The sequence below is a fragment of the Chitiniphilus eburneus genome (assembly GCF_005048205.1).
GTDB classification, from domain to species: domain Bacteria; phylum Pseudomonadota; class Gammaproteobacteria; order Burkholderiales; family Chitinibacteraceae; genus Chitiniphilus; species Chitiniphilus eburneus.
This window is the reverse complement of the sequence record NZ_SUMF01000031.1, coordinates 1-19,452: the sequence shown is the minus strand read 5'-3', so window position 1 is coordinate 19,452 and position 19,452 is coordinate 1. Positions and strand designations below refer to the sequence as shown.

General features: G+C 64.3%; 15 protein-coding genes. 9 read left to right on the top strand and 6 right to left on the bottom strand.

Annotation, left to right across the window (positions count from 1 at the left end):
- Window positions 1-183: 183 nt before the first annotated feature.
- The 5 genes from FAZ21_RS17195 to FAZ21_RS17175 all read left to right on the top strand — a co-directional run bounded on the left by FAZ21_RS17195 (window position 184) and on the right by FAZ21_RS17175 (window position 6,747).
- On the top strand, window positions 184-1,449 hold the full coding sequence (locus FAZ21_RS17195) for an anaerobic sulfatase maturase (RefSeq protein ID WP_136774665.1): 1,266 nt from the start codon (window positions 184-186) through the stop codon (window positions 1,447-1,449).
- An 81-nt stretch (window positions 1,450-1,530) separates the two neighbouring features.
- Window positions 1,531-2,538: a formylglycine-generating enzyme family protein gene (locus FAZ21_RS17190; RefSeq protein ID WP_211243511.1), complete on the top strand. Its 1,008-nt coding sequence runs from the start codon at window positions 1,531-1,533 to the stop codon at window positions 2,536-2,538.
- Window positions 2,539-2,719: 181 nt separating this feature from the next.
- Window positions 2,720-4,981, top strand: coding sequence for a hypothetical protein (locus tag FAZ21_RS17185; protein ID WP_136774663.1), 2,262 nt, complete (start codon window positions 2,720-2,722; stop codon window positions 4,979-4,981).
- Window positions 4,982-5,032: 51 nt separating this feature from the next.
- Entirely contained in the window at window positions 5,033-5,644 is a 612-nt protein-coding gene (locus FAZ21_RS17180) for a hypothetical protein (RefSeq protein ID WP_136774662.1), read from the top strand.
- A 527-nt stretch (window positions 5,645-6,171) separates the two neighbouring features.
- Complete coding sequence (locus tag FAZ21_RS17175) at window positions 6,172-6,747, top strand: hypothetical protein (protein WP_246038756.1); 576 nt, start codon at window positions 6,172-6,174, stop codon at window positions 6,745-6,747.
- Window positions 6,748-6,891: 144 nt separating this feature from the next.
- Here the strand turns inward: FAZ21_RS17175 and glmS are convergent, their stop codons facing one another.
- Window positions 6,892-8,715 carry a glutamine--fructose-6-phosphate transaminase (isomerizing) gene (glmS, locus tag FAZ21_RS17170; RefSeq protein WP_136774661.1) on the bottom strand — a complete coding sequence of 608 codons (1,824 nt, stop codon included), beginning with the start codon at window positions 8,713-8,715 and terminating at the stop codon, window positions 6,892-6,894.
- Window positions 8,716-8,924: 209 nt separating this feature from the next.
- Here glmS and FAZ21_RS17165 point away from each other — a divergent pair, with 209 nt between their 5' ends.
- Window positions 8,925-9,218, top strand: a complete 294-nt coding sequence (locus FAZ21_RS17165; protein ID WP_136774660.1) for a hypothetical protein — start codon at window positions 8,925-8,927, stop codon at window positions 9,216-9,218.
- Window positions 9,219-9,223: 5 nt separating this feature from the next.
- Here the strand turns inward: FAZ21_RS17165 and FAZ21_RS17160 are convergent, their stop codons facing one another.
- From FAZ21_RS17160 to FAZ21_RS17145, 4 genes are all read right to left on the bottom strand, one after another.
- Entirely contained in the window at window positions 9,224-10,768 is a 1,545-nt protein-coding gene (locus tag FAZ21_RS17160) for a glycine betaine uptake BCCT transporter (RefSeq protein ID WP_136774659.1), read from the bottom strand.
- A gap of 280 nt (window positions 10,769-11,048) precedes the next feature.
- Window positions 11,049-12,104 carry a glycosyltransferase family 9 protein gene (locus tag FAZ21_RS17155; protein ID WP_136774658.1) on the bottom strand — a complete coding sequence of 352 codons (1,056 nt, stop codon included), beginning with the start codon at window positions 12,102-12,104 and terminating at the stop codon, window positions 11,049-11,051.
- Window positions 12,105-12,178: 74 nt separating this feature from the next.
- A complete protein-coding gene (locus FAZ21_RS17150; protein ID WP_136774657.1) occupies window positions 12,179-12,853 on the bottom strand; it encodes an outer membrane lipoprotein in 675 nt (224 codons plus the stop codon).
- Window positions 12,854-13,082: 229 nt separating this feature from the next.
- Window positions 13,083-14,096, bottom strand: coding sequence for a phytanoyl-CoA dioxygenase family protein (locus FAZ21_RS17145; protein ID WP_136774656.1), 1,014 nt, complete (start codon window positions 14,094-14,096; stop codon window positions 13,083-13,085).
- A gap of 130 nt (window positions 14,097-14,226) precedes the next feature.
- Here FAZ21_RS17145 and FAZ21_RS17140 point away from each other — a divergent pair, with 130 nt between their 5' ends.
- The 3 genes from FAZ21_RS17140 (at window position 14,227) to FAZ21_RS17130 (ending at window position 19,003) form a co-directional block, all read left to right on the top strand.
- Entirely contained in the window at window positions 14,227-15,087 is an 861-nt protein-coding gene (locus FAZ21_RS17140; protein WP_136774655.1) for a helix-turn-helix domain-containing protein, read from the top strand.
- 107 nt (window positions 15,088-15,194) lie between these two features.
- The gene (locus tag FAZ21_RS17135; protein WP_136774654.1) at window positions 15,195-16,415 is read left to right on the top strand and encodes an AI-2E family transporter; all 1,221 of its coding nucleotides are present in this window, start codon (window positions 15,195-15,197) and stop codon (window positions 16,413-16,415) included.
- A gap of 560 nt (window positions 16,416-16,975) precedes the next feature.
- Window positions 16,976-19,003, top strand: a complete 2,028-nt coding sequence (locus FAZ21_RS17130; protein ID WP_136774653.1) for a glycosyl hydrolase family 18 protein — start codon at window positions 16,976-16,978, stop codon at window positions 19,001-19,003.
- Window positions 19,004-19,227: 224 nt separating this feature from the next.
- Here the strand turns inward: FAZ21_RS17130 and FAZ21_RS17125 are convergent.
- The coding region (locus FAZ21_RS17125) for a transaldolase family protein (RefSeq protein WP_281279787.1) at window positions 19,228-19,452 on the bottom strand (225 nt) is incomplete at its 5' end.

The following is a 19,452-nucleotide window of genomic DNA, read 5'->3' as shown; positions in this document are numbered from 1 at the left end:
GCTTTCGCCTTTGCTCCGGGGGGGCACTGGCGCTGGGTTTCCCGTCCCGGGTGGGAGTGCGCTGCGGCGATGTCTGGCAACTTTTTTGTCCTCAACGAGGCATATTTGATGGGATATCGCGGCAATTTCCATACTTTTTTGCTTTGATATGGCGTGACACCGAGAACAGAGGAGACGCGGGAGATGATCCCCATCAAGGCCGTTGCCGACCTGCCCAAACTCAAGCTGCCACGGCTGGAGGGCGGCGAGTTCTATCGTTTTCACACGATGGTCAAACCCAGCGGCGCCCAGTGCAATCTGGACTGCACCTATTGCTTCTACCTGCACAAAGAAGACCTGCTGCGCCAGCCCAAGGTGCCGCGAATGAGCGAATCCCTGCTGGAGGCGCATATCCGGCAATACATCGAAGCGCACACCGGCGATCAGGTGAACTTCAGTTGGCAGGGCGGCGAGCCGACACTGATGGGGCTGGATTTCTTCCGCCGCATCGTTGCCTTGCAGCAGCAGTTCAGGACGCCCGGCCAGCGTATCGACAACGACCTGCAAACCAATGGCACGCTGCTCGATGAGGAGTGGTGCGTTTTCCTCAAGCAGCATGATTTTCTGGTGGGCCTCTCCGTCGATGGCCCGGCCGCGCTGCACGACCTGTACCGCTACAGCAAGGGCGGCAAGCCCACGCACGAGCGGGTGATGAAGGCCGCCGCACTGCTACATGCCCACCAGGTGCCGTTCAACGCGCTGTGCGTGGTGAACCGGACCAATGCCCGACGTCCCATCGATGTCTATCGCTTCCTGCGGGATCAGGTTCGGCCCCGGATCATCCAGTTCATCCCGGCGGTGGAGCGGTGCGATTTTCACGCGGTGGCGCCGGGCAAGTGGCCGGTGGAAGCGCTGCCCGTCGCCCAGACGCCGCAGGCGCGGCCCGGCCAGCCCGATTCGGTGGTGACCGACTGGTCGGTGGACCCGGAAGACTGGGGCTACTTTCTCGGCCGGGTGTGGGACGAGTGGTTCGGCAAGGATTTCGGCCGCGTGTATGTCGATCAGTTCGAGAACGTGGTGTCGATGATGTTCGATCGGGGTTCACAGAAATGCGTCACCAGTCAGTACTGCGGCAAGGCGCTGGCGCTGGAACACAACGGTGACCTGTATTCGTGCGACCACTTCGTCTACCCGGAGTACCGACTCGGCAACATCGCCAACGAGCACGAGGGGGACCTGGCGTTTTCGCTGCGGCAGGAGCAGTTTGCCCGCGCCAAGTCCGACACGCTGCCGCGCTACTGCCGCGCCTGTCCGTACCTGCAACTGTGCTGGGGCGATTGCCCCAAGGATCGTTTCCTCAAGACGCCGGACGGTGAGCCCGGGCTGCATTACCTGTGCGCCGGGCTGAAGCAGTTCTACCGCAAGGCGCTCAGTGCCAAGGGGCAACTGGCGACCCGCCTGGGGCTGTGAGCGCGTGGGGCGCGGTGGCTGCTGTCCGTTGCGTGGATGGCCGCCTATAAAGCGTATCTGATCCGCCCTGGAGAACCGCCCGTGCCGCATCCCCTTCGCCGTCGCCTGTTGCCTGTTCTGTTGCTCGTCGCCAGCGCACTCGCCGTCGCCGCACCGGGCAAGGCGCCGCCGGGGATGGTGTGGGTGCCGGGCGGCGAGTTCACCATGGGCAGCGACGAGTCATTCGCCTGGCCGGAGGAGCACCCGGCGCACCGGGTGCGGGTGGACGGCTTCTGGATCGATCGCACCGAGGTCACCAATGCCCAGTTCCGTGCCTTCGTGCGCGCCACCGGCTATGTCACCACGGCCGAGCGCAAGCCCCGGCTGGAAGACATCATGAAGGAATTGCCACCTGGCTCGCCGCCACCGCCCCAATCGATGTTGGTGCCCGGTTCGCTGGTGTTCGTCGCACCCAAGGGGCCGGTGGACCTGCGCGACCTGTCGGCATGGTGGCGCTGGGTGCCCGGCGCCAACTGGCGCCAGCCTTCCGGGCCGGGCGGCAGCATCGTAGGCAAGGATAACTTCCCGGTGGTGCATGTGTCGTTCGAGGATGCCCGGGCCTATGCCCGCTGGGCCGGCAAGCGCCTGCCCAGCGAGGCCGAATGGGAGCGCGCGGCACGCGGGGGGCTGGAGAACAAGCCCTATGTGTGGGGCGACAAGATTCCCAATCCCGACCGCGCCAAGCGTGCCAACCTGTGGCGCGGAGACGCCTTCCCCATCGACAACGGGCGCGGCTACGGTGCCAAGGCGGTGGCGAGCTTCTCGCCCAACGGCTACGGTCTCTACGACATGGCGGGCAACGTGTGGGAGTGGACCGCCGACTATTACGATCCGGCCGCCTACCGCATGCGCAAGGTGGCCGCGGTGCAGGTCAACCCGCAAGGGCCGGCCGCCGCGCCCGGCGGACACCGCGCGCAACGCGGTGGATCGTTCCTGTGCAGCGACGATTACTGCACCCGCTATCGACCCAGCGCGCGCCAGGGGGGCGACCCGTTGACTTCCACCTCGCATACCGGGTTTCGTCTGGCAAAATCGCCGAAAACCCCTTAAAACCCCCATCCTGGCGGCGTCGCGCTACCTGCCAGGATCAATGGTTCCAGATCGTGCACCGCAGCTGGTGCGCAGCAGTACGCGGCGGGCGACGATCCGCTGCGCAACAACAAAACAACACGCATCACGGAGATGACCTATGTCGCATAACAGGGGGCGGGCGCCGCTTTGGCGCCGAGGCATGCTTGTCGCCATGGCGCTGACCATCGGCACGCCGGCATGGGCGGTGGACTATGACGCGTTGTCGCGCGGCTTGCAGCAGTTGCAGCGCGTGCTGGAGCAGAACGATCGCGACAATGAACTGCGCGAGGCCCAGGAGCAGGCCGAACAGGCCAGGCGCCAGGCCGAGCAGCAACGGCGTGCCCAGCAGGAGGCCTCTGCCAAGCAACGCAATCGGGACCAGGAACTGGCAGGGCTGACGCCGCCGGCCGAATGGGCGGGGCAGCCGGTGTTCCACCGCCGCCAACTGGAACGTGGCGATCGTGCCGCCACCGAGCCGAGGCCCGCCTTCGACATCACCTCCAACGGCACCGTCGGGATGTCGCAGGACGGCAAGCGCCTGGGCTATGTCAATCTGTCCAACCAACTGGTGATCCGAGAGCTGCCCGGGGGGCGCGAACGCGTGTTGCGCGAAGGACTGAACAAGGAAGTCGGCTGGTCGGTGTACTTCGTCGGCGAGCGGTCGATCCTGCTCAATGGTGGGTTTGCCAAGAACGGCTACGTCGAATTGATGGATGGCGACGGCCAGCGCCTGCAACTGTGGCAGGGGGGCGACTTCCAGGCGTATCCGGTGGAGGGCCGGCTACAGGTGCAGCGGGCATCGTATTACCCCGACAAATACTGCAAGGGCGTCTGGTTGTACGACGAGCGCGGCCAGGTGGTGCAGCAACTGGTGCCGCCGTCCAGGGTGGACAGTTGTTGGCCGCGTGCCGGCGCCGACGGTTCGCTGGAGGTGGTGACCGTCGATGGCAATACCCTCACCGATTACTTCAACGGCGAGCGCCGGCAGAGCTTCCGGGGCGATACCCGCCATGGCGACAGTTCGTCGCCGCTGATCTACAGCTATGTCGGCACGCTGCCGTACCTGGTGTCCTACCTCAATGGCGACGAGAACAGCCGCGAACCATTCCAGTTGTGGGATATCGCCCAGGGCAAGGCGCTGTGCCAGATCGCCCGTCGCGGCCTGGCCTGGCTGACCGCCGACAAGCAGGACAACGTCTACATCACCCGCCCGCCACAGCGGGTATCGCTGCCCGACTGCCAGGTCACCGCGCTCGCCGCCAGTGGCACGCTCACGCTCGATGGCGACCTGGGCTGGATTCATCAACCCGAAACGGGCGCGATCTCGGTGCTGACCTTGCCCTCCAACCAGGAAAAATATCGCCTGCAAAGCCCTTTCCGCGACGACAGCCTGTATGCGCAGCGCTTGCCGGGCCAGCAGCGCTACCTGGCGGTGGGGATGTGGTCGTGGAACGTCAAGGGCGGCCAGACCATGCAGATTTTCGATCTGGAGAACGGCACGCTGGCGCGGGAACAGCCGGGTGGCCTGAGCTGGAACAGCCACTTCAGCACGCGCGCCGATATCGTGGACGGCCACTGGCACACCCAGGGCTGGCCGATTGCCCTGGGCGGCAAGGCCGAGCCCAGCGCCGATCCGCAGCAGTTTCTGGCGAGCATGAAGAAGGACAAATACGAATCCACCGCCGAATACCGCGCCCGGGTCGCCCAGCTGACTCTGCCGTACCAGATGGAGATCGGGGTGAAGGACTACGACGCCGACGGCGGCTATTTCGTCGGCGAATGGCGGGGCGTGCCCATAGGTGTACCAGTACCGCCAGCACAGGCGCGGCGGCTCGATGGGCAGACCACGCTGTCGCTCAAGGGGCAACTGGCGGTGCTCGACGAAAACTTCCTGATGCTGCGCGACGCCTCGGTGCTGCTGCCCGATGGCGGCACGCTGCCGCTGGCAACCCGGGCCGCCGCGTCGGCCGCCACCGCGCTGCCCAAACCGACCCTGGCGCTGGCCAAGCCACCGCTGGTGGCGGCCAAGGGCAAGCAGGCCGCAGCCTCCTGCAACGGCACGCTCGATTACCTGGCCCCGCAACTGCGCGCCTATACCAGCCCGGAGCTGGCCGAAGTGCGCCGCACCATCCTCGGTTCCAACATGGCTCAGATGCTGGCCGAGGCGCGCCAACAGGGCGCCACCGCCGACGTGGTGCAGCAAATGGTGGATCAGGCCGAACAGGCAGCGAGTGAAGCCGCCACCACCGCCGAACAGAGCGACGGCGGTGGCAACAGCATCCAGCGCGCCGACAACGGCACCCTGCCGCTGCAATGGCCGTGCGAAGGCATCCACGCCTCGTCGGTCTGCGCCTACGTCCTGCACAAGTGGGAAGCGCTGACCTACCGCGAGCTGGGCCAGGCGATGGCGCGCTGCAACTAGCTTGGGCGCACCAGCCGGCGGAGCACCGAACAACAAGAAAAGGGGGGAACGATGAGGACGCTGACGCAGGAATACCTGGGCGGCACGCTGCTCGATGAAGATCACTACAAGATCGACCTGGCCGTGCTGGAGCGCTACCAGTCATTTTCCAGCGAACTGCTGCGGCTGGCGTTGCTGGGCCTGGCGGCCTACGGCTTCCTGATCGCCAATGTGGCGCTCAAGATGGACTACACGACCGTGCTGACTCAAGCGCTGAAGCCGGTATCCCCATTCTTCTGGAGCGCGGTAGCCTTGGCGCTGTGCACAGGCTTTGCGCTAGGCCATCGCTACTTTTCCACCGATTGCCTGACCCACTTCGTGCGGCAACGGCGCCTGGGCGAATGGCTGGCCCAGGCGCGCCCCCCGCGCAGCGTCTGCCAGGCCGCCTTGCAGACCATCGATCACGAGGAGCGCAGCCTGGCGCGGGATCTGTTCCTGTGCAAATGGTCGCTGATCGCCGCCTGTGCCAGCTTGTTCGTGGGGGTTGGTTGCTTTGCCGTGGGTATCGGCTTGTTGTCCTCTTCAATGCAGAGCGCTTCTGACGCCCATTCCTCGCCGGAGGCTCGAGTGGCTGCGCCTCAACCGGTGTTCCAGCGCGCGGCGTCGACTTCGTCGATGCGCTGATCGCAGCGATCGGCGGTGTCACTGCCACACATCGTTGCCCTGCCTCCCCACCTTCCGAGGTATCGCCATGCCGGTGGTGTTTGCCGCCGTCGGTGTGAGTGAAACCGGCTTGGCCTGACCTCTGATGGATGCACCCGGTGTAGAGACCGGTGCGAGGCAGTGGTGGGGGGATCTTGCCACTGGCGGGCGCACCGTTGATCGGGTCGCCGTCGTTGCTGGCGTCCTGGGTCGTGTCCGGCCGGTCAGCTTCACCCCTAGTGGCCATTCCCGGCGGACATGCAGCACATCGTTGCGCAGCATGGCGGGTAGGCCTGTTGTGTTGGCCATTGCACTGATGAGTGTCTCGGTGTTCGTCTTGTTTTCTTTCTACTTTTTCATTTTTCTTTCAAATTTCATTGAATTTCAATCGTTTACCATTCGTCATATTTGGTTGATATGTAAAAAACAAACAATACTATTTGAGATGCTTGCTTTGGGCGAGCGTACTTGTTTCTTTCTTGGTTTGTATCAAAACTGGAGAACTCACCGTGATTACGTTTCAATCGATCCTGAATGCACGTGCCGGATGGGGTAAGTTGCTGACCAAGCTGGCCGTCGCGGGCCTGCTGCTGGGCGGCGTGTACGGGCAGGCTTCTGCCGCCAATCTGGGTACCTGCACTGGTATCCTCACCACGACGTTCAGCCCTGCCATCACTGACGTGGAGCAGGATGTGACCGCGACAGTCTCATCCACTTACGTACTCTGCACGTCGCTGCTCCCTGTGTTCATCGGTACGGGCACGGGCACCGCAACCAATCAGCTTAAGGGCAGTAAATGCGCCCAGATTACGACTCCCACCTCAACTTTCGGCGACAAGACCATTGTTTACAGCGATGGTGCGGGTAGCACGCTGGCTGGCTCGGGCGCCACGGTGGCGCGGGTCGATCTGGGGACGAGCTACGCGGTCACCCGGACTTCCACCGTATTGTCCGGCGAGTTCGCAGGGGCCAATGCCGTGGAAACAGCCCTGGTTTTGAAAACCAGCCTGGCGAGTTGTTCGACTGCCACCCCGCTGGCGCAAACCAGTGGCGCCACCACGCTCCAGTTCGTTTCGGTTCCTTGAACACGCCCAGTTCAGCACCCAGGCCAGCGATTTGGGTCGCTGGCCTGGGCGGGATGCCTCCGATGCATGGGGTCAATCCATGGGTACGGAAGTAAGAGGTCGCGAAGCCGGGCCCTCCCAGCACCATCGGTATGTCGCGGTCGGTTACTCCACTGTCACCGATTTCGCCAGATTCCTGGGTTTGTCCACATCGGTGCCCTTGCGGCACGCGGTGTGATAGGCCAGCAGTTGCAGCGGCAACGTCATGGTCAAGGCGGCCAGGTTGCCGCCTTCCACCGGTACGGTAAGCAGGCGGTGCACGCCATCGAATTCGGCCTCGGTGCCGGGTTCGGCCAGCACGAAAACCTTGCCGCCACGCGCCTGGACCTCGCGCACATTGGAAACCAGTTTTTCCAGCAAGGCATCGCGCGTGACGCACACGATTACCGGCATGTTCTCGTCCACCAGCGCCAGCGGGCCGTGTTTGAGTTCGCCGGCGGCATAGCCTTCGGCGTGGATGTAGGCGATCTCCTTGAGCTTGAGCGCGCCTTCCAGGGCGATGGGGTAGAGCGTGTGGCGCCCGAGGAACAAGGTGTGATCGTAATGGGACAGTTCCTGTGCCCAGTGCTCGATATCCTGCTCCAGCGCCAGCATCTGCGCGATCTGTGCCGGTAGCGCGGCGAGCGCGTCGCCCAGCCTGGCGAGGTCGGCATTGGGCAGGGTCTGGCGGGCGCGGGCCAGTGCGGTGGCAAAGACATAAAGCGCCACCAGTTGGGTGAGGAAAGCCTTGGTCGAGGCGACGCCGACTTCGATCCCGGCCTGGGTAAGGAACAGCAGGTCGGCCTCGCGGGTCAGCGTGGCATGCGCCACGTTGCAGATCGCCATGATGCGCACATCGCCGCGCTCGCGCGCGGTGCGCACTGCGGCCAGCAGATCCGCCGTTTCGCCCGACTGCGAGATGGCGATCACCAGCGTACCGTCCTGTTCGCGGCCATTGCGGTAGCGATACTCGCTGGCGATGTCCACACTCACCGGCAGGCCGGTCCATTCTTCGATCCAGTATCGGGCCACCAGCCCGGCGTGGTAGCTGGAGCCGCAGGCGACGATGCGTATGGCGGGCGTCTGGGCGAACGCGGCCTCGGCGCCGGGGCCGAACAACTCGGCCCGGCAGCCCAGCTCCAGCGCGCGCGCCAATGTGTCGGTCACGGCGCCGGCCTGTTCGAAGATTTCCTTCTGCATGAAATGGCGGTACTGGCCCAGCTCGGCGGAATCGGCGGCCACATCAACGGTGCGCGCGGCGCGGGTGGCGGTCTCGCCGTGCTGGTCAACGATGCGGATCCCGTCGCGCCGCAGTTCGGCGATATCGCCGTCTTCCAGGTGGATCATCCGTTGTGTCAGCGGCAGCAGCGCGGCGATGTCGGAGGCGAAGAACTGCTCGCCGAAGCCCAGGCCAAGCACCAGCGGGCTACCGCGCCGCGCGCAGATCACGCGGTCCGGGTGGTCGCGGCAGACCACGCCAATGGCAAACGCGCCTTGCAGGCGTTGCATAGCGCCGCGCACCGCCGCCAGCAGGTCGTCCGAGTCGCCGAGCAGGTGGTGGATCAGATGGGCGATGGCTTCGCTATCGGTCTCCGAGGTGAAGCGGTAGCCCCGCGCAGTCAGCTCCTGGCGCAGCTCGCGATGGTTCTCGATGATGCCGTTGTGCACGATCAGGATATTGTCGCCGCCGAGGTGGGGGTGGGCGTTGGCTTCGTTGGGCTCGCCATGCGTGGCCCAGCGCGTGTGCGCGACACCGCAATGGCCGCTCAGCGAGGCGGCGCGTTGCGCCAGGTCCGCGACGCGGCCGGCGACGCGTAGCCGGGTCATGTCGCGGGCATCCATCAGCGCCAGGCCGCTGGAGTCGTAACCCCGATATTCCAGACGCGCCAGGCCGGCCAGCAGCATGGGCACCACATTGCGATCCGAGATCGCGCCGACGATTCCGCACATGAATGAGAAGCTCCTTTGTTGCTTCGCACAAAAATCTACGTGCGGCTTTCTGGCTTGTCGTTACAGAAAATCCCCTAAGGTGTTGTCGTGTCGTTTTGGGTTGTTTGTAAGAAAAAGTGAAAATGCCTTCTATCCGACCAGCGGATGCGGCCATCTACCGAAAGCTTGGTCTAGATTGGAAATAACGCGGAAGAGCAAGAGAGGCTGCGATGCACGTACTAGGCATGGGGATCGTCGGGATTCGGTTGTATGCCAGAATCCTGACATCAGATGCGGCAAAACCTGACGAACTCGCCGACAATCTGGTAGATGAAATCAACTGCTACATGCCTCGGGCCACCCCGTCCGAGCAGCAGTTGCTGTTTCAACTGGCCTGCGAAATCCACGAGGCCTTCGGCGACGCATTCGAGCGCGTTGACGATCTGTCTTATCGCTTCCAGGCCCTGGACTTGGTCAACGGCCTGCTAAGCAAGGCGCGCGAATTGCGCCAGTTGGGGCTTTGAGCGTCTCAGGTGGGCGTTTCGCCGCTGGTGGCCTCCTGCCGTAGCAGGCGGTCCACGGCGTGGCGACGCTCACGCTCCCGTAGTTGCTGCGCGCGGTCGTCCTCGTTCAATGCCTTGAACAGCGCCACGCATAGCCCCACCATCACCACCGCGAACGGCAGTGCGGCGACGATGGACAATGTCTGCAATGCTTTGAGGCCGCCGGTGAACAGCAGCACGATGGCCATGGCTGCCATCACCGCGCCCCAGATCAGCTTGGTGCGCGCAGGCGGGTTGTGGTTGCCGCGCGCCGAGAGCATGCCCAGCACGAAGGTGGCCGAGTCGGCCGATGTGACAAAGAAGCAGGCGATCAACACCAGCGCCAGTCCGCTGGCGATATGGTGCAATGGCAGTTGCCGGAACAGCGCGAACAGTGTTTCGGAGTAATCATTGGCCTGCACCGCCAGCAGGTCCACCCCGCCGAACATCTGCTGGTGCAGCGCCGTACCGCCAAAGGCGGCGAACCAGATGAAGCTGACCACGGTGGGGGCCAGCAGCACGCCCATGACGAACTCACGGATGGTGCGGCCCTTCGAGACGCGGGCAATGAAGATGCCCACGAACGGCGCCCAGGTGATCCACCACGCCCAGTAGAACAACGTCCAGTCCGCGACCCAGGTGCCCTGGCTGAATGGGGTGAGCCGCAGGCTCATGCCCACCAGGTTGTGCAGGTAGCTGCCGACGGTGGTGGTCAGCGATTCCACGATGAACAAGGTCGGGCCGCAGGCGACGACGAAGGCCAGCAGCAGCAGCGCCAGCGCAACGTTGGCGTTGGATAGCCATTTGATGCCGCGCTCCACGCCGGTCAGCGAGGACAGCAACGCCGCGCCAAGGGCCACCAGGATGATGACCACGTGCAGCAGGTCGCTATCCGGCAGGCCGAACAGGTTGCGCAGGCCGCCGGCGATCTGCAGCGTGCCCAACCCCAGCGATGTGACGACGCCACAGGCGGTGGCGAGCACCGCCAGTACGTCGATGGCGCGACCGAGGCCGCCGGTGACGCGTTGGCCGAACAGGGGGCGGAAGGCTTCGCTGATCAGCACCGGCAGGTTGCGGTTGAAGCTGAAGTAGGCGATGGCCAGCCCCATCACACTGTAGATGGCCCACGGATGCAGCCCCCAGTGAAAAAAGGTGAAGCGCAGGGCGTTGCGCGCGGCGTCGGGCGTCAGCGCTTCGCCCACCGGCGGTGTGGCGTAATGCGCCAACGGCTCGGCCGCGCCCCAGAACACCAGGCCGATCCCCATCCCGGCGGCAAACAGCATGGAGAACCACGACAGGCGCGAGAACTGCGGTTCGGCATCCTCGCCACCGAGGCGGATGCTGCCGAACCGGCCGAATGCCAGGTAGATCGCAAAGAGCAGAAAGCCGAACACCGTCAGCAGGTAAAACCAGCCGAAGTGGGAAATGGTGAATCCCAGCATGGATTGGGTGGCCGCTGTCATCGTCTCGGGCATCAGTGCGCCCCAGGCGACGAATAATGTAGCGATCAGCACTGCGATCAGAAATACCATGTGTCTGCATACCTCGCTGTTATGAAGAAGTGTTCCGGACGGGCAGGCGAAGGACGGCTGGAACGGCTGGGAGGTGCCTGTCCGGGTGGGGCGGACGTGCCGTTGGGCGGTCCTTGCGGGCCGGAAAAACACCATCCACTGCGTTGCACGCCCTGCCAATAACCGGTTGTTGGCTGCGTCGTGCGCCTGGTGCCTGGCGCTTTTTCGGCCCAGCGCTGCCGCGAAACATTGGATGGCACGCCCTAGTCAGGATACCGGCGATGAAAGCGGCATATGGCCGTCAAGTGAAATATTTTTGGGCAAATGTATTGGCGGGCATCGCAACGGACAGGGCATCCCGCCATGCTGCCCAGCAGGCAGCCGCTTCCTCGAGTTGCCACGCGGTGTCGGCATGGTGCAGCCCCGCAAGCCGTGCCTGATGGTCCAACTGCACTGGCTGGCAGTGCGGGTAATCGCGCACCCGCAACGCGGGGTCGATGCCCATGAAGAAAGCGAGGCAGGGGCGATCGAATCCCGCCGCCAGATGGATCGGCGCGCTGTCGGTGGCAATCACGCCCGTCGCGCCGGCCAGGGCTGCCAGCAAGTGGCGGAGATCGACCGCCCAGGCTGAGATATCCCGGTAGCCCGGTACCGGCAAGGCGCCGAAGCCCAACACCGCATGGCCGCATGCAATGAGTTCGCGGGCAATGTCGGCGGCGATGTTCGCGGGCATCCGACGCAGCGGTGAACTGGCGTCCGGGCAGAGCAGCAGGTAATCGCGCGGCCAGCCTTCGGGCAAGGTGGGCAGCATCACCTGGCGCAACCAGCGGTTGGCTTTGTCCACTGGCGGCATCCGGGCGGGATCCAGCCCCAGGCTGTCCAGAAAGAAGTCGATCATGGGCAGGCGGTCGAACGCCGGGCGGTACATGAAATCCGCCAGGTCGATCAGCACACCGTGGTCGAAGTCCGCCAGCGTGCGTGGCAGGTAGTGCGTCGCCAGCCAGGGCACCAGCGCATACAGGGCTTCGACATAGGCTGGCGTGTGCGGGCTGCGATACATGTGCAGCGCCAGATCCGGCCGTTCGCGATGCAGCCAGTCCAGCACCGACAGACCGATCACCGAGTCGCCCAGGGCAACCCCCATGCCGTTGAGGAGATGCAGCGTACCGGGCGCCGGGATGTCCAGGCGGAATGGCGCGTGATGGGCGTTGAGCACGGGGCGCAGTTGGCTCAGCGGTACGAAATCGGCCGGATTGCGATCCAGGAAGGCGAGGTCGTAGGGCAGCCAGAGTTCGCCGGAAGCGTGGACCAGCGTTTCGCCGGTGAGCGGTGGTCGGATCGGGAATGATGGCGGCATGGCGAGATTGTAGGCATGCCGGCCGCGCCAACGACAACCCCGGCCGAAGCCGGGGTTGAATGGGGAAGCGGCGCTCAGTACTGCACGATGTCGTTGCCGCTGGCCCGCACCCGGTCGCCCTGGGCGAACGGTGGTTGCTGCTGGTAGGTGAAGGTGCGGCTGGAGCCATCCTCGAAGGCGACATCCACCTCATAGACCGTGGTCTTGCGCACCTGCTTCTCGATCTGGTGGCCCGCGACGGCGCCGCCGATGGCGCCGACAACCGTGGCGACATCCTTGCCGCGGCCCTTGCCGACCTGGTGGCCCAGCACACCGCCGACCACGCCACCGGCGATGGCGCCGCCGCCACTTGCCTGTCCGGCTTGTTCCACCGCGCGGACCGCGACGACCCGGCCGCACTCATAGCAGACCTGCCTGGTCGGTTCGGGGGCCGGTTCCACCGGGCGCGATTCGGGGCGCGGCGTGGGCTTGTGCTTGGGCTTCGGTGTGGGGGTCGGAGCGGGTGTTGGGGTCGGTTGCGGCGTGGGCGTCGCGGTCGGTTCCGGTGTCGGAGTGGGGGTCGGTTCCAGGGTGGGGGTCAGCGTGGCCGGTACCGAAGCGGCGGCGGGAATGCTGGCGACCGGCAGGGGCGCATCGGGCTTGCCGATAAAGCCCAGCCAGTGCGCGGTGGCCGCTGCGGCCGCGATGATCACGGCGACGGCGGCGACCAATACCAGGGGATGCGGCCTGGAGGAAGTCGGGGTGGTCATGGTAGCTCTCCTTTTACTCTTGTCTCTGTTTTATATGCGGCGGCGCCGCGTGTGGACGTAACTATGTTGCGTATCGATCGGATGACACGCCAGTGACAGCCGGCACAACGACCGGGGCATTTTTCACGGGCAAAAAAAGCCCGCCGGGGCCAGGCGGGAAAGGGAAGGCAAAATGGAGGTCGTCGGTATCGGCGTCCTTCGGCCCGGGCCGGCAAATCGACGCCGGCATTTACGAGACGGGCACGGTAAGCGCCAGGCGCCTCGGGTCACAGACTCGCCGGTTGTCCGCCCAGCGGCGCAATCCCAGGATGCGTTCTCCCAGGTGGCTGAGCGAGGCTCGCGGGTAGCGCGTCTGTTCCCAATGGCGCGGGTCGCCCGGGAAGGCATAGCCACGGGCCGGCTCACGCCGATACCAACTGCCGATGCGCCAGTCGCGCAAGGCATCGTCGTGCTCGCCGGCCGGGGTGAAGGAGATGTACTGCGCCAGGCGCACCCGGTCGCTGGAGGTATTGGGGCGGATGCCATGTGCCAGCAGGCTGTTGAAGATCAGCAGATCGCCGGCCTGCATTGGAATGAAGCGCACCGGCCAGGGAACGGTATCGAGGTCGGGCTGCCATGGGTTGCGATGGGCTGGCGCTGTGGCGATCCAGCTTTCCAGGTTTTCGAACAGTTCGGGAATGCACTGGAAGCCGCCGCCTGCTTCGGTGGTGTCCGCCAGTGCCAGCACGCCCTGCACATTGACCGGCAAGGGGGTGAGTGAGGTGTCGGCGTCCCAGTGGAGGAAGCCGCCGAACTTGCGGGCCCCGGCGTTGGGGGTATTCAGGTTGGCGCGGTCGATGGTGACCCACAGGTCTTCTCGATCCCAGATATCGACGAAGGCGTCGTAGACGCGGGGCGTCTGGCGGTTGTCCCAGAATGCCTGGTTCTGATACGCCTCGACCATGCCGGAGCCATTCAATTCGCGCATCTCGTTGTCGCGCAGTTGCGGGCGGTTCCAACTGGCCGGGTCGTGCGGATTCAGTTCCTGGAACTCCCACAGGAAGCTGGCGGTGCGCGCGACCTGCTCCGCCGACACCGCGTTTTTCACGATCACGTAGCCGTAGCGTTGCCAGTGGGCGAAATCGGCTTCGCTCAGCACGCGTAGCGGTAGCTGTTTCTTCAGGGTATTGAGGGCCGGCAACTCCATATAGGCTACTGATGGGTTGCCGGGGCGGTTGTTGCCGTAGTCGTATCGATCGTTCATCGCGTTATCTCCACATTGCCGTCGTCATGCGGCAGTACGACGATTGTGGCGATCGGTCATGCGGGTGATTTCACGCTGAGCGACGAGAATTGATACGATCATGATGTCTTGAGTGTGGGAGGTGGTCAGGATGCGCCCTCAATTCGAGCACGTCGCGGTTCCTGCCGGGCATTCCTGGGCCTTGCTCTGGCGTGAGCTACCGGACCTGCCATTCCTGTGGCATTACCATCCCGAGTTCGAGCTGACGCTGACGCTCAATGCGCGCGGCCAGCGCTACATCGGCGATCACCTGGCCGATTTCGACGATGGCGATCTGGTGCTGGTCGGCCCCAATCTGCCGCATACCTGGTCGGCGCAGCAGCGGCTGGATGCGCAGCAGCCGATGCTGGCCATCGTGGTGTGGTTCAGCCGTGACTGGCTGGCCGGCCTGATCCAGGCCTTGCCCGAGCTGGCGCCGCTGTGGACATTGGCGAATGGTGCCTCGCGCGGGTTGAGCTTTTCGGCCGATACGGCGCGCGCGGTACGCGAGCTGTTGCCGGGTCTGCACGATCGCGATGCCGCCCGGCGCCAGCCCTTGTTGCTGGAGGTGCTGTTGCGGCTGGCCGCCGACCAGGACGCACGGCCGCTTGCTTCATCCGGCCAGGGCATGATCGAGGCCGACGCGCAGCGCGAGCGCATCGGGCGGGTGCTCGACTACCTGCACGCGCATTTCCAGGAAGACATCGCCGTGGAAGATCTGGCGCGGCGTGCCGCGTTGTCGCCTGGCGCGTTTCATCGCTTCTTCAAACGCCATACCTTGCAGACGGTGCTGGGCTATATCACCCAGTTGCGCATCGGGCGTGCCTGCCAGCAACTGATCCAGACCGACAAGCCGGTGGGCGTGGTGGCGGAGCAGGCGGGCTGGCGCAACCTGGCGCATTTCAACCGGCAGTTCCGCGCCCACAAGGGTGTGACGCCGCGCGAGTTCCGCGCGCGCTATCGCGCAGGCTGAGCCCGCGATCCGGGGTAGGCGGATTCCATTTGTATCCAAGCGTGCAGACGTCTGCGGCAATGAAAACGCGCTGCTAGAATTCGTGCACTTTCTCCCCTGGACTCAGCATGAATCCCCAATCGCCTCGCTGGATCGAACCCGCTATCGCCGCTGGCAGCGTGGTATTGCTGCTGGCCCTGTCGTACCAGATCCTGGCGCCGTTCATTGCCGCGCTGGTCTGGGCCGGCATCCTGGTCTACGCCACCTGGACGCCTTTTCTGTGGTTGTCGCGCAAACTGGGCGACCGGCGCGGCCTGGCGGCGGCGCTGCTGGTCCTGTTGTTCGCCTTGCTGATCCTGGTGCCGCTGGTGGTGGCGGGGGTGGAACTGTCGCTCAATCTGGACGAGATCGTCGCCTGGGCGCGCAGTAAGCTCAATGGTGGGCTGCCCGACCTGCCGGCCTGGCTGCTGAGCCTGCCGTGGTTCGGACCGAAACTGGCGGAGTTCTGGGGCGAGCTGAATGCGGGCGATCCGGAAACGATGGCGCGTCTTCACGAGTGGATCAAGCCGCTGGGCGGGTTCCTGCTGGTGTTCGGCAAAGCAGTGGGCAGCGGTCTGCTGCTGCTGGTGCTGAGCCTGTTCTTCTCGTTCTTCCTGTATGTGAGCGGCCATTCGTTCGTGAAATGGCTGATGGCGGCATTGCGACGCATCGGCGGCGAACGGGCGCAGGCACTGATGAAGCTGGCTGGCGGCACGGTACGCGGCGTCGTCTATGGCTTTATCGGTACGGCACTGGTGCAAGGCGCGCTGGCATGGTTCGGCTATTGGCTGGCGGGCGTGCCCAATGCGGCGGCGTTCGGACTGGTATCGTGCTTCCTGTCGCTGATCCCTGGCGGCCCCAGCCTGCTGGGCCTGCCGGTCGCCGCATGGCTGTACATGCAGGGCGGCACCGGCTGGGCGATCTTTCTGGCCATCTGGATGGTGGCGGTGGTGGCCTCGGCCGACAACATCGTCAAGCCACTGGTGATCGGCAAGGAAAGCAACCTGCCGTTCGTGTTGATCCTGATCGGTGTACTGGGTGGTGCGCTGGCGTGGGGCATGCTGGGCGTGTTTCTCGGGCCTACCCTGCTGGCGGTGAGCTTCACGCTGCTGCGCAACTGGGGCGCCACGCCCACGCTGGCCGAGGCGGAGGCGGCGATGACACCGCCGGCCGATACGCTGTCCGAAGCGGTCGCGGTGGCTACCGGGCGGCGTCATGCGGCGCCGGAAGGCCGGCCGGCCTCCGCTGTGGTCATCCCGACCGAGGAGGCGCCGCCGCCCGGGGAAGACCTTTCAACGGATCAGCGTTGATCCCGATGCAATGAAAAGTGCCGGCGATGCCGGCACTTTTTTTGCGATGAGCCGAGCGAGATCGCACGGCGAGTGGGCTTGATCCCGCCAGGAGATCGCGCCCCTGGCACCGCATCGCCCGATGCCCATGCGCCGCCGCCCTGCGTTCCGCGTTCGAGACTAAAGCCAGGTTGCCAGCCAGCCGCCCAACCCGCCCGCGAAAATGGCGTATCCCAGCGCCTTCTGTGCCCAGTACAGCTTGCCGTGGCTGGTCTTGTGTCCAGGGGTCATGTCGATGCTCCCATTACGAATCCTGGTCTCATTATTGAGAATAATTCTTATCTTTGGAAGTGAATTCTCGCTATGGGTGCGATAGGTTGCATGGTGTATATGTGCACATACCACTTCATATAAAAACACTGATATTTACCATCCATCTTTCTATTGTCACCTTTGGTCAACGCTAATGTTGTAGCGGCTTTACGCGAGTTAGCATCGGCTCGCCAATTGGTCTGGGCATTCCATATGAAAAAATACCAGTTGATCAATGGGCCTTTGTTGAACTTTGGAGGATGGAGAAGATGAAACGCACGCCGTTCGCGCGACGTCAGGGCCTCGCCGCCCTGATCGTCGGCCTTTGCCTGTCTGCCAGCGTGTTTGCCGCGCCGGCCTGGCAGGAAGGCAATACCTATACCGCTGGCACCGTGGTCAGCTACAACGGGCATGACTACAAGGCACTGGTCACGCATACCGCCTATACCGGCGCCAACTGGAATCCGGTTTCCACGCCGACGCTGTGGCAGGACCTGGGTGCGACGACCGGTACCCCCACGCCGACACCGACACCGACCCCCGCCGTCACCCCGACGCCCACTCCGGTGGTGCCGACCCCGACGCCGGTCGTGACGCCCACCCCGACTCAGGTGGTGACCCCGACCCCCGCGAACACCGCTTGCTATCAGGCCTGGGCAGCCGGTTCGGTCTACAACGGCGGTGCCCGTGTGACCTACAACGGCGTGAATTACGAAGCCAAGTGGTGGACGCAGGGCGACAACCCCGCTCAATCGGGCGATTGGGGCGTGTGGAAGAACCTGGGCAACTGCGGCAGCACCACGCCGACGCCGGTCGTGACGCCGACCCCGACTCCCGTGGTCACCCCGACGCCGACTCCGGTCGTAACGCCGACCCCGACGCCGGTGGTCACTCCCACCCCGACCCCGGTGGTGACGCCGACCCCGACCCCCGTGGTGACACCGACGCCGACGCCGGTCGTCCCGACCCCGACGCCCACTCCGGGCGGTGATACGCCGGCGCCGACCAAGGCACAGGTCGGCTCCTACTTCACCCAGTGGGGCGTGTACGACAGCGCATTCTTCGTCAAGCACGTCGACACCAGTGGCGCGGCCGCCAAGCTCACCTTCATCAACTACGCTTTCGGCAACCTCTACAAGAAGGCCGATGGCAGCTATCAGTGCGATAGCGGCATCAACAAGCTGGAGCCGGGTTCGACCAACGAGAACGACCCGCAGGCCGGCACCGGTGGCGACGCCTGGGCCGACTACCAGATGGACTACGCGGCCAAGGATTCGGTCGATGGCGTGGGCGACGTATGGGAAAACAACCTGAAGGGCAACTTCAACCAGTTGAAGAAACTGAAGAAGAAGTACCCGAACCTGAAGGTGCTGATCTCACTGGGTGGCTGGACCTGGTCCAAGTGGTTCTCTGCTGCCGCCGCAACGCCTGAACTGCGTCAGAAGCTGGTGGCCTCGTGCCTGGATGTCTACATCAAGGGCAACCTGAAGAAGGCCGATGGCGATCCGGCCGGTGGTACCGGCGCTGCCGCGGGCATCTTCGACGGCATCGACATCGACTGGGAATACCCGGGCGGTGGTGGTCAGCCGTACAACCTCGCTTCGGCGGCCGACAAGCAGAACTATTCGCTGCTGCTCAAGGAGTTCCGTACCCAACTGAACGCCCTGGGTTCGCAGTATCTGCTGACGGTGGCCATCGGCGCGGGTAGCGACAAGATCGTCAATACCGAGCCGGCCGAGTACAGCCGTTACCTGAACTGGGTGAACGTGATGACCTACGACTTCCATGGCGGTTGGGAAGGCACTGGTCCGACGAACTTCCATTCGCACCTGTACCCGGATCCGGCCGATCCGTACGCCGGTACCACGGCAGGCACGTACAACATCCAGGGCGCGGTGGACAAGCTGCTGGCTGGTGGCATGCCGGCCAACAAGCTGGTACTGGGCATCCCGTACTACGGGCGTGGCTGGGGTGGTGTGAAGGCCGGCCCGAATGGCGATGGTCTGTATCAGGCTGCGACTGGCACTCCGGCCAAGGTGGGTACCAGCACCGAAGCCGGCTATGGCGACTACAAGGCGCTGGTCACGGCGCCGGGGACCAAGCGCTATCACCCGGTGACCAAGCAGTTGTATCAGTATGACGGCAGCAACTGGTGGAGCTACGACGACGCGACCACCATCCGCACCAAGATCCAGTACCTGAAGAGCAAGGGCCTCAATGGTCTGTTCAGCTGGTCGCTGGATGCGGACGACGCGAATGCCACCTTGACCAAGGCCATGAGCGAAGTTCAGCAGTAACGCGGCAGTAAGTGCCGGCTCACTTTGTGGGCTGGCATTGAAGTCCGCCAGGGTGGGCGATCCTGGCGGGCTTCCGAACCCGACCCGCATAGGGCCGGATTCTCCTTCTATGAGTGCGTCGCAAGGCGCAATCCTTGAACGACGGGCCTTGCGCCCGTCTTTTTTTTTGCGCGAGGCAACAAAAAACCGGCCATGCGGCCGGCTTTTTGTCGAAGCGGAACTGCTTAGGCGGTCAGTTGCAGCAGCTTTTCGAAGGCTTCATCAAACAGCTTCAGGCCTTCCTGTTGCAGTTGCTCGCCCACGCGGTTGAAGTCGAAGCCCAGCTTGCGCAGGGTGACCATCACCAGCACGGCTTCTTCAATGCCGGTATCCAGCTTGCTCTGCGCCACGCCATGATCGCGGAACGCATCCAGCGTGGCATCCGGCACCGTGTTCACGGTATCCAGACC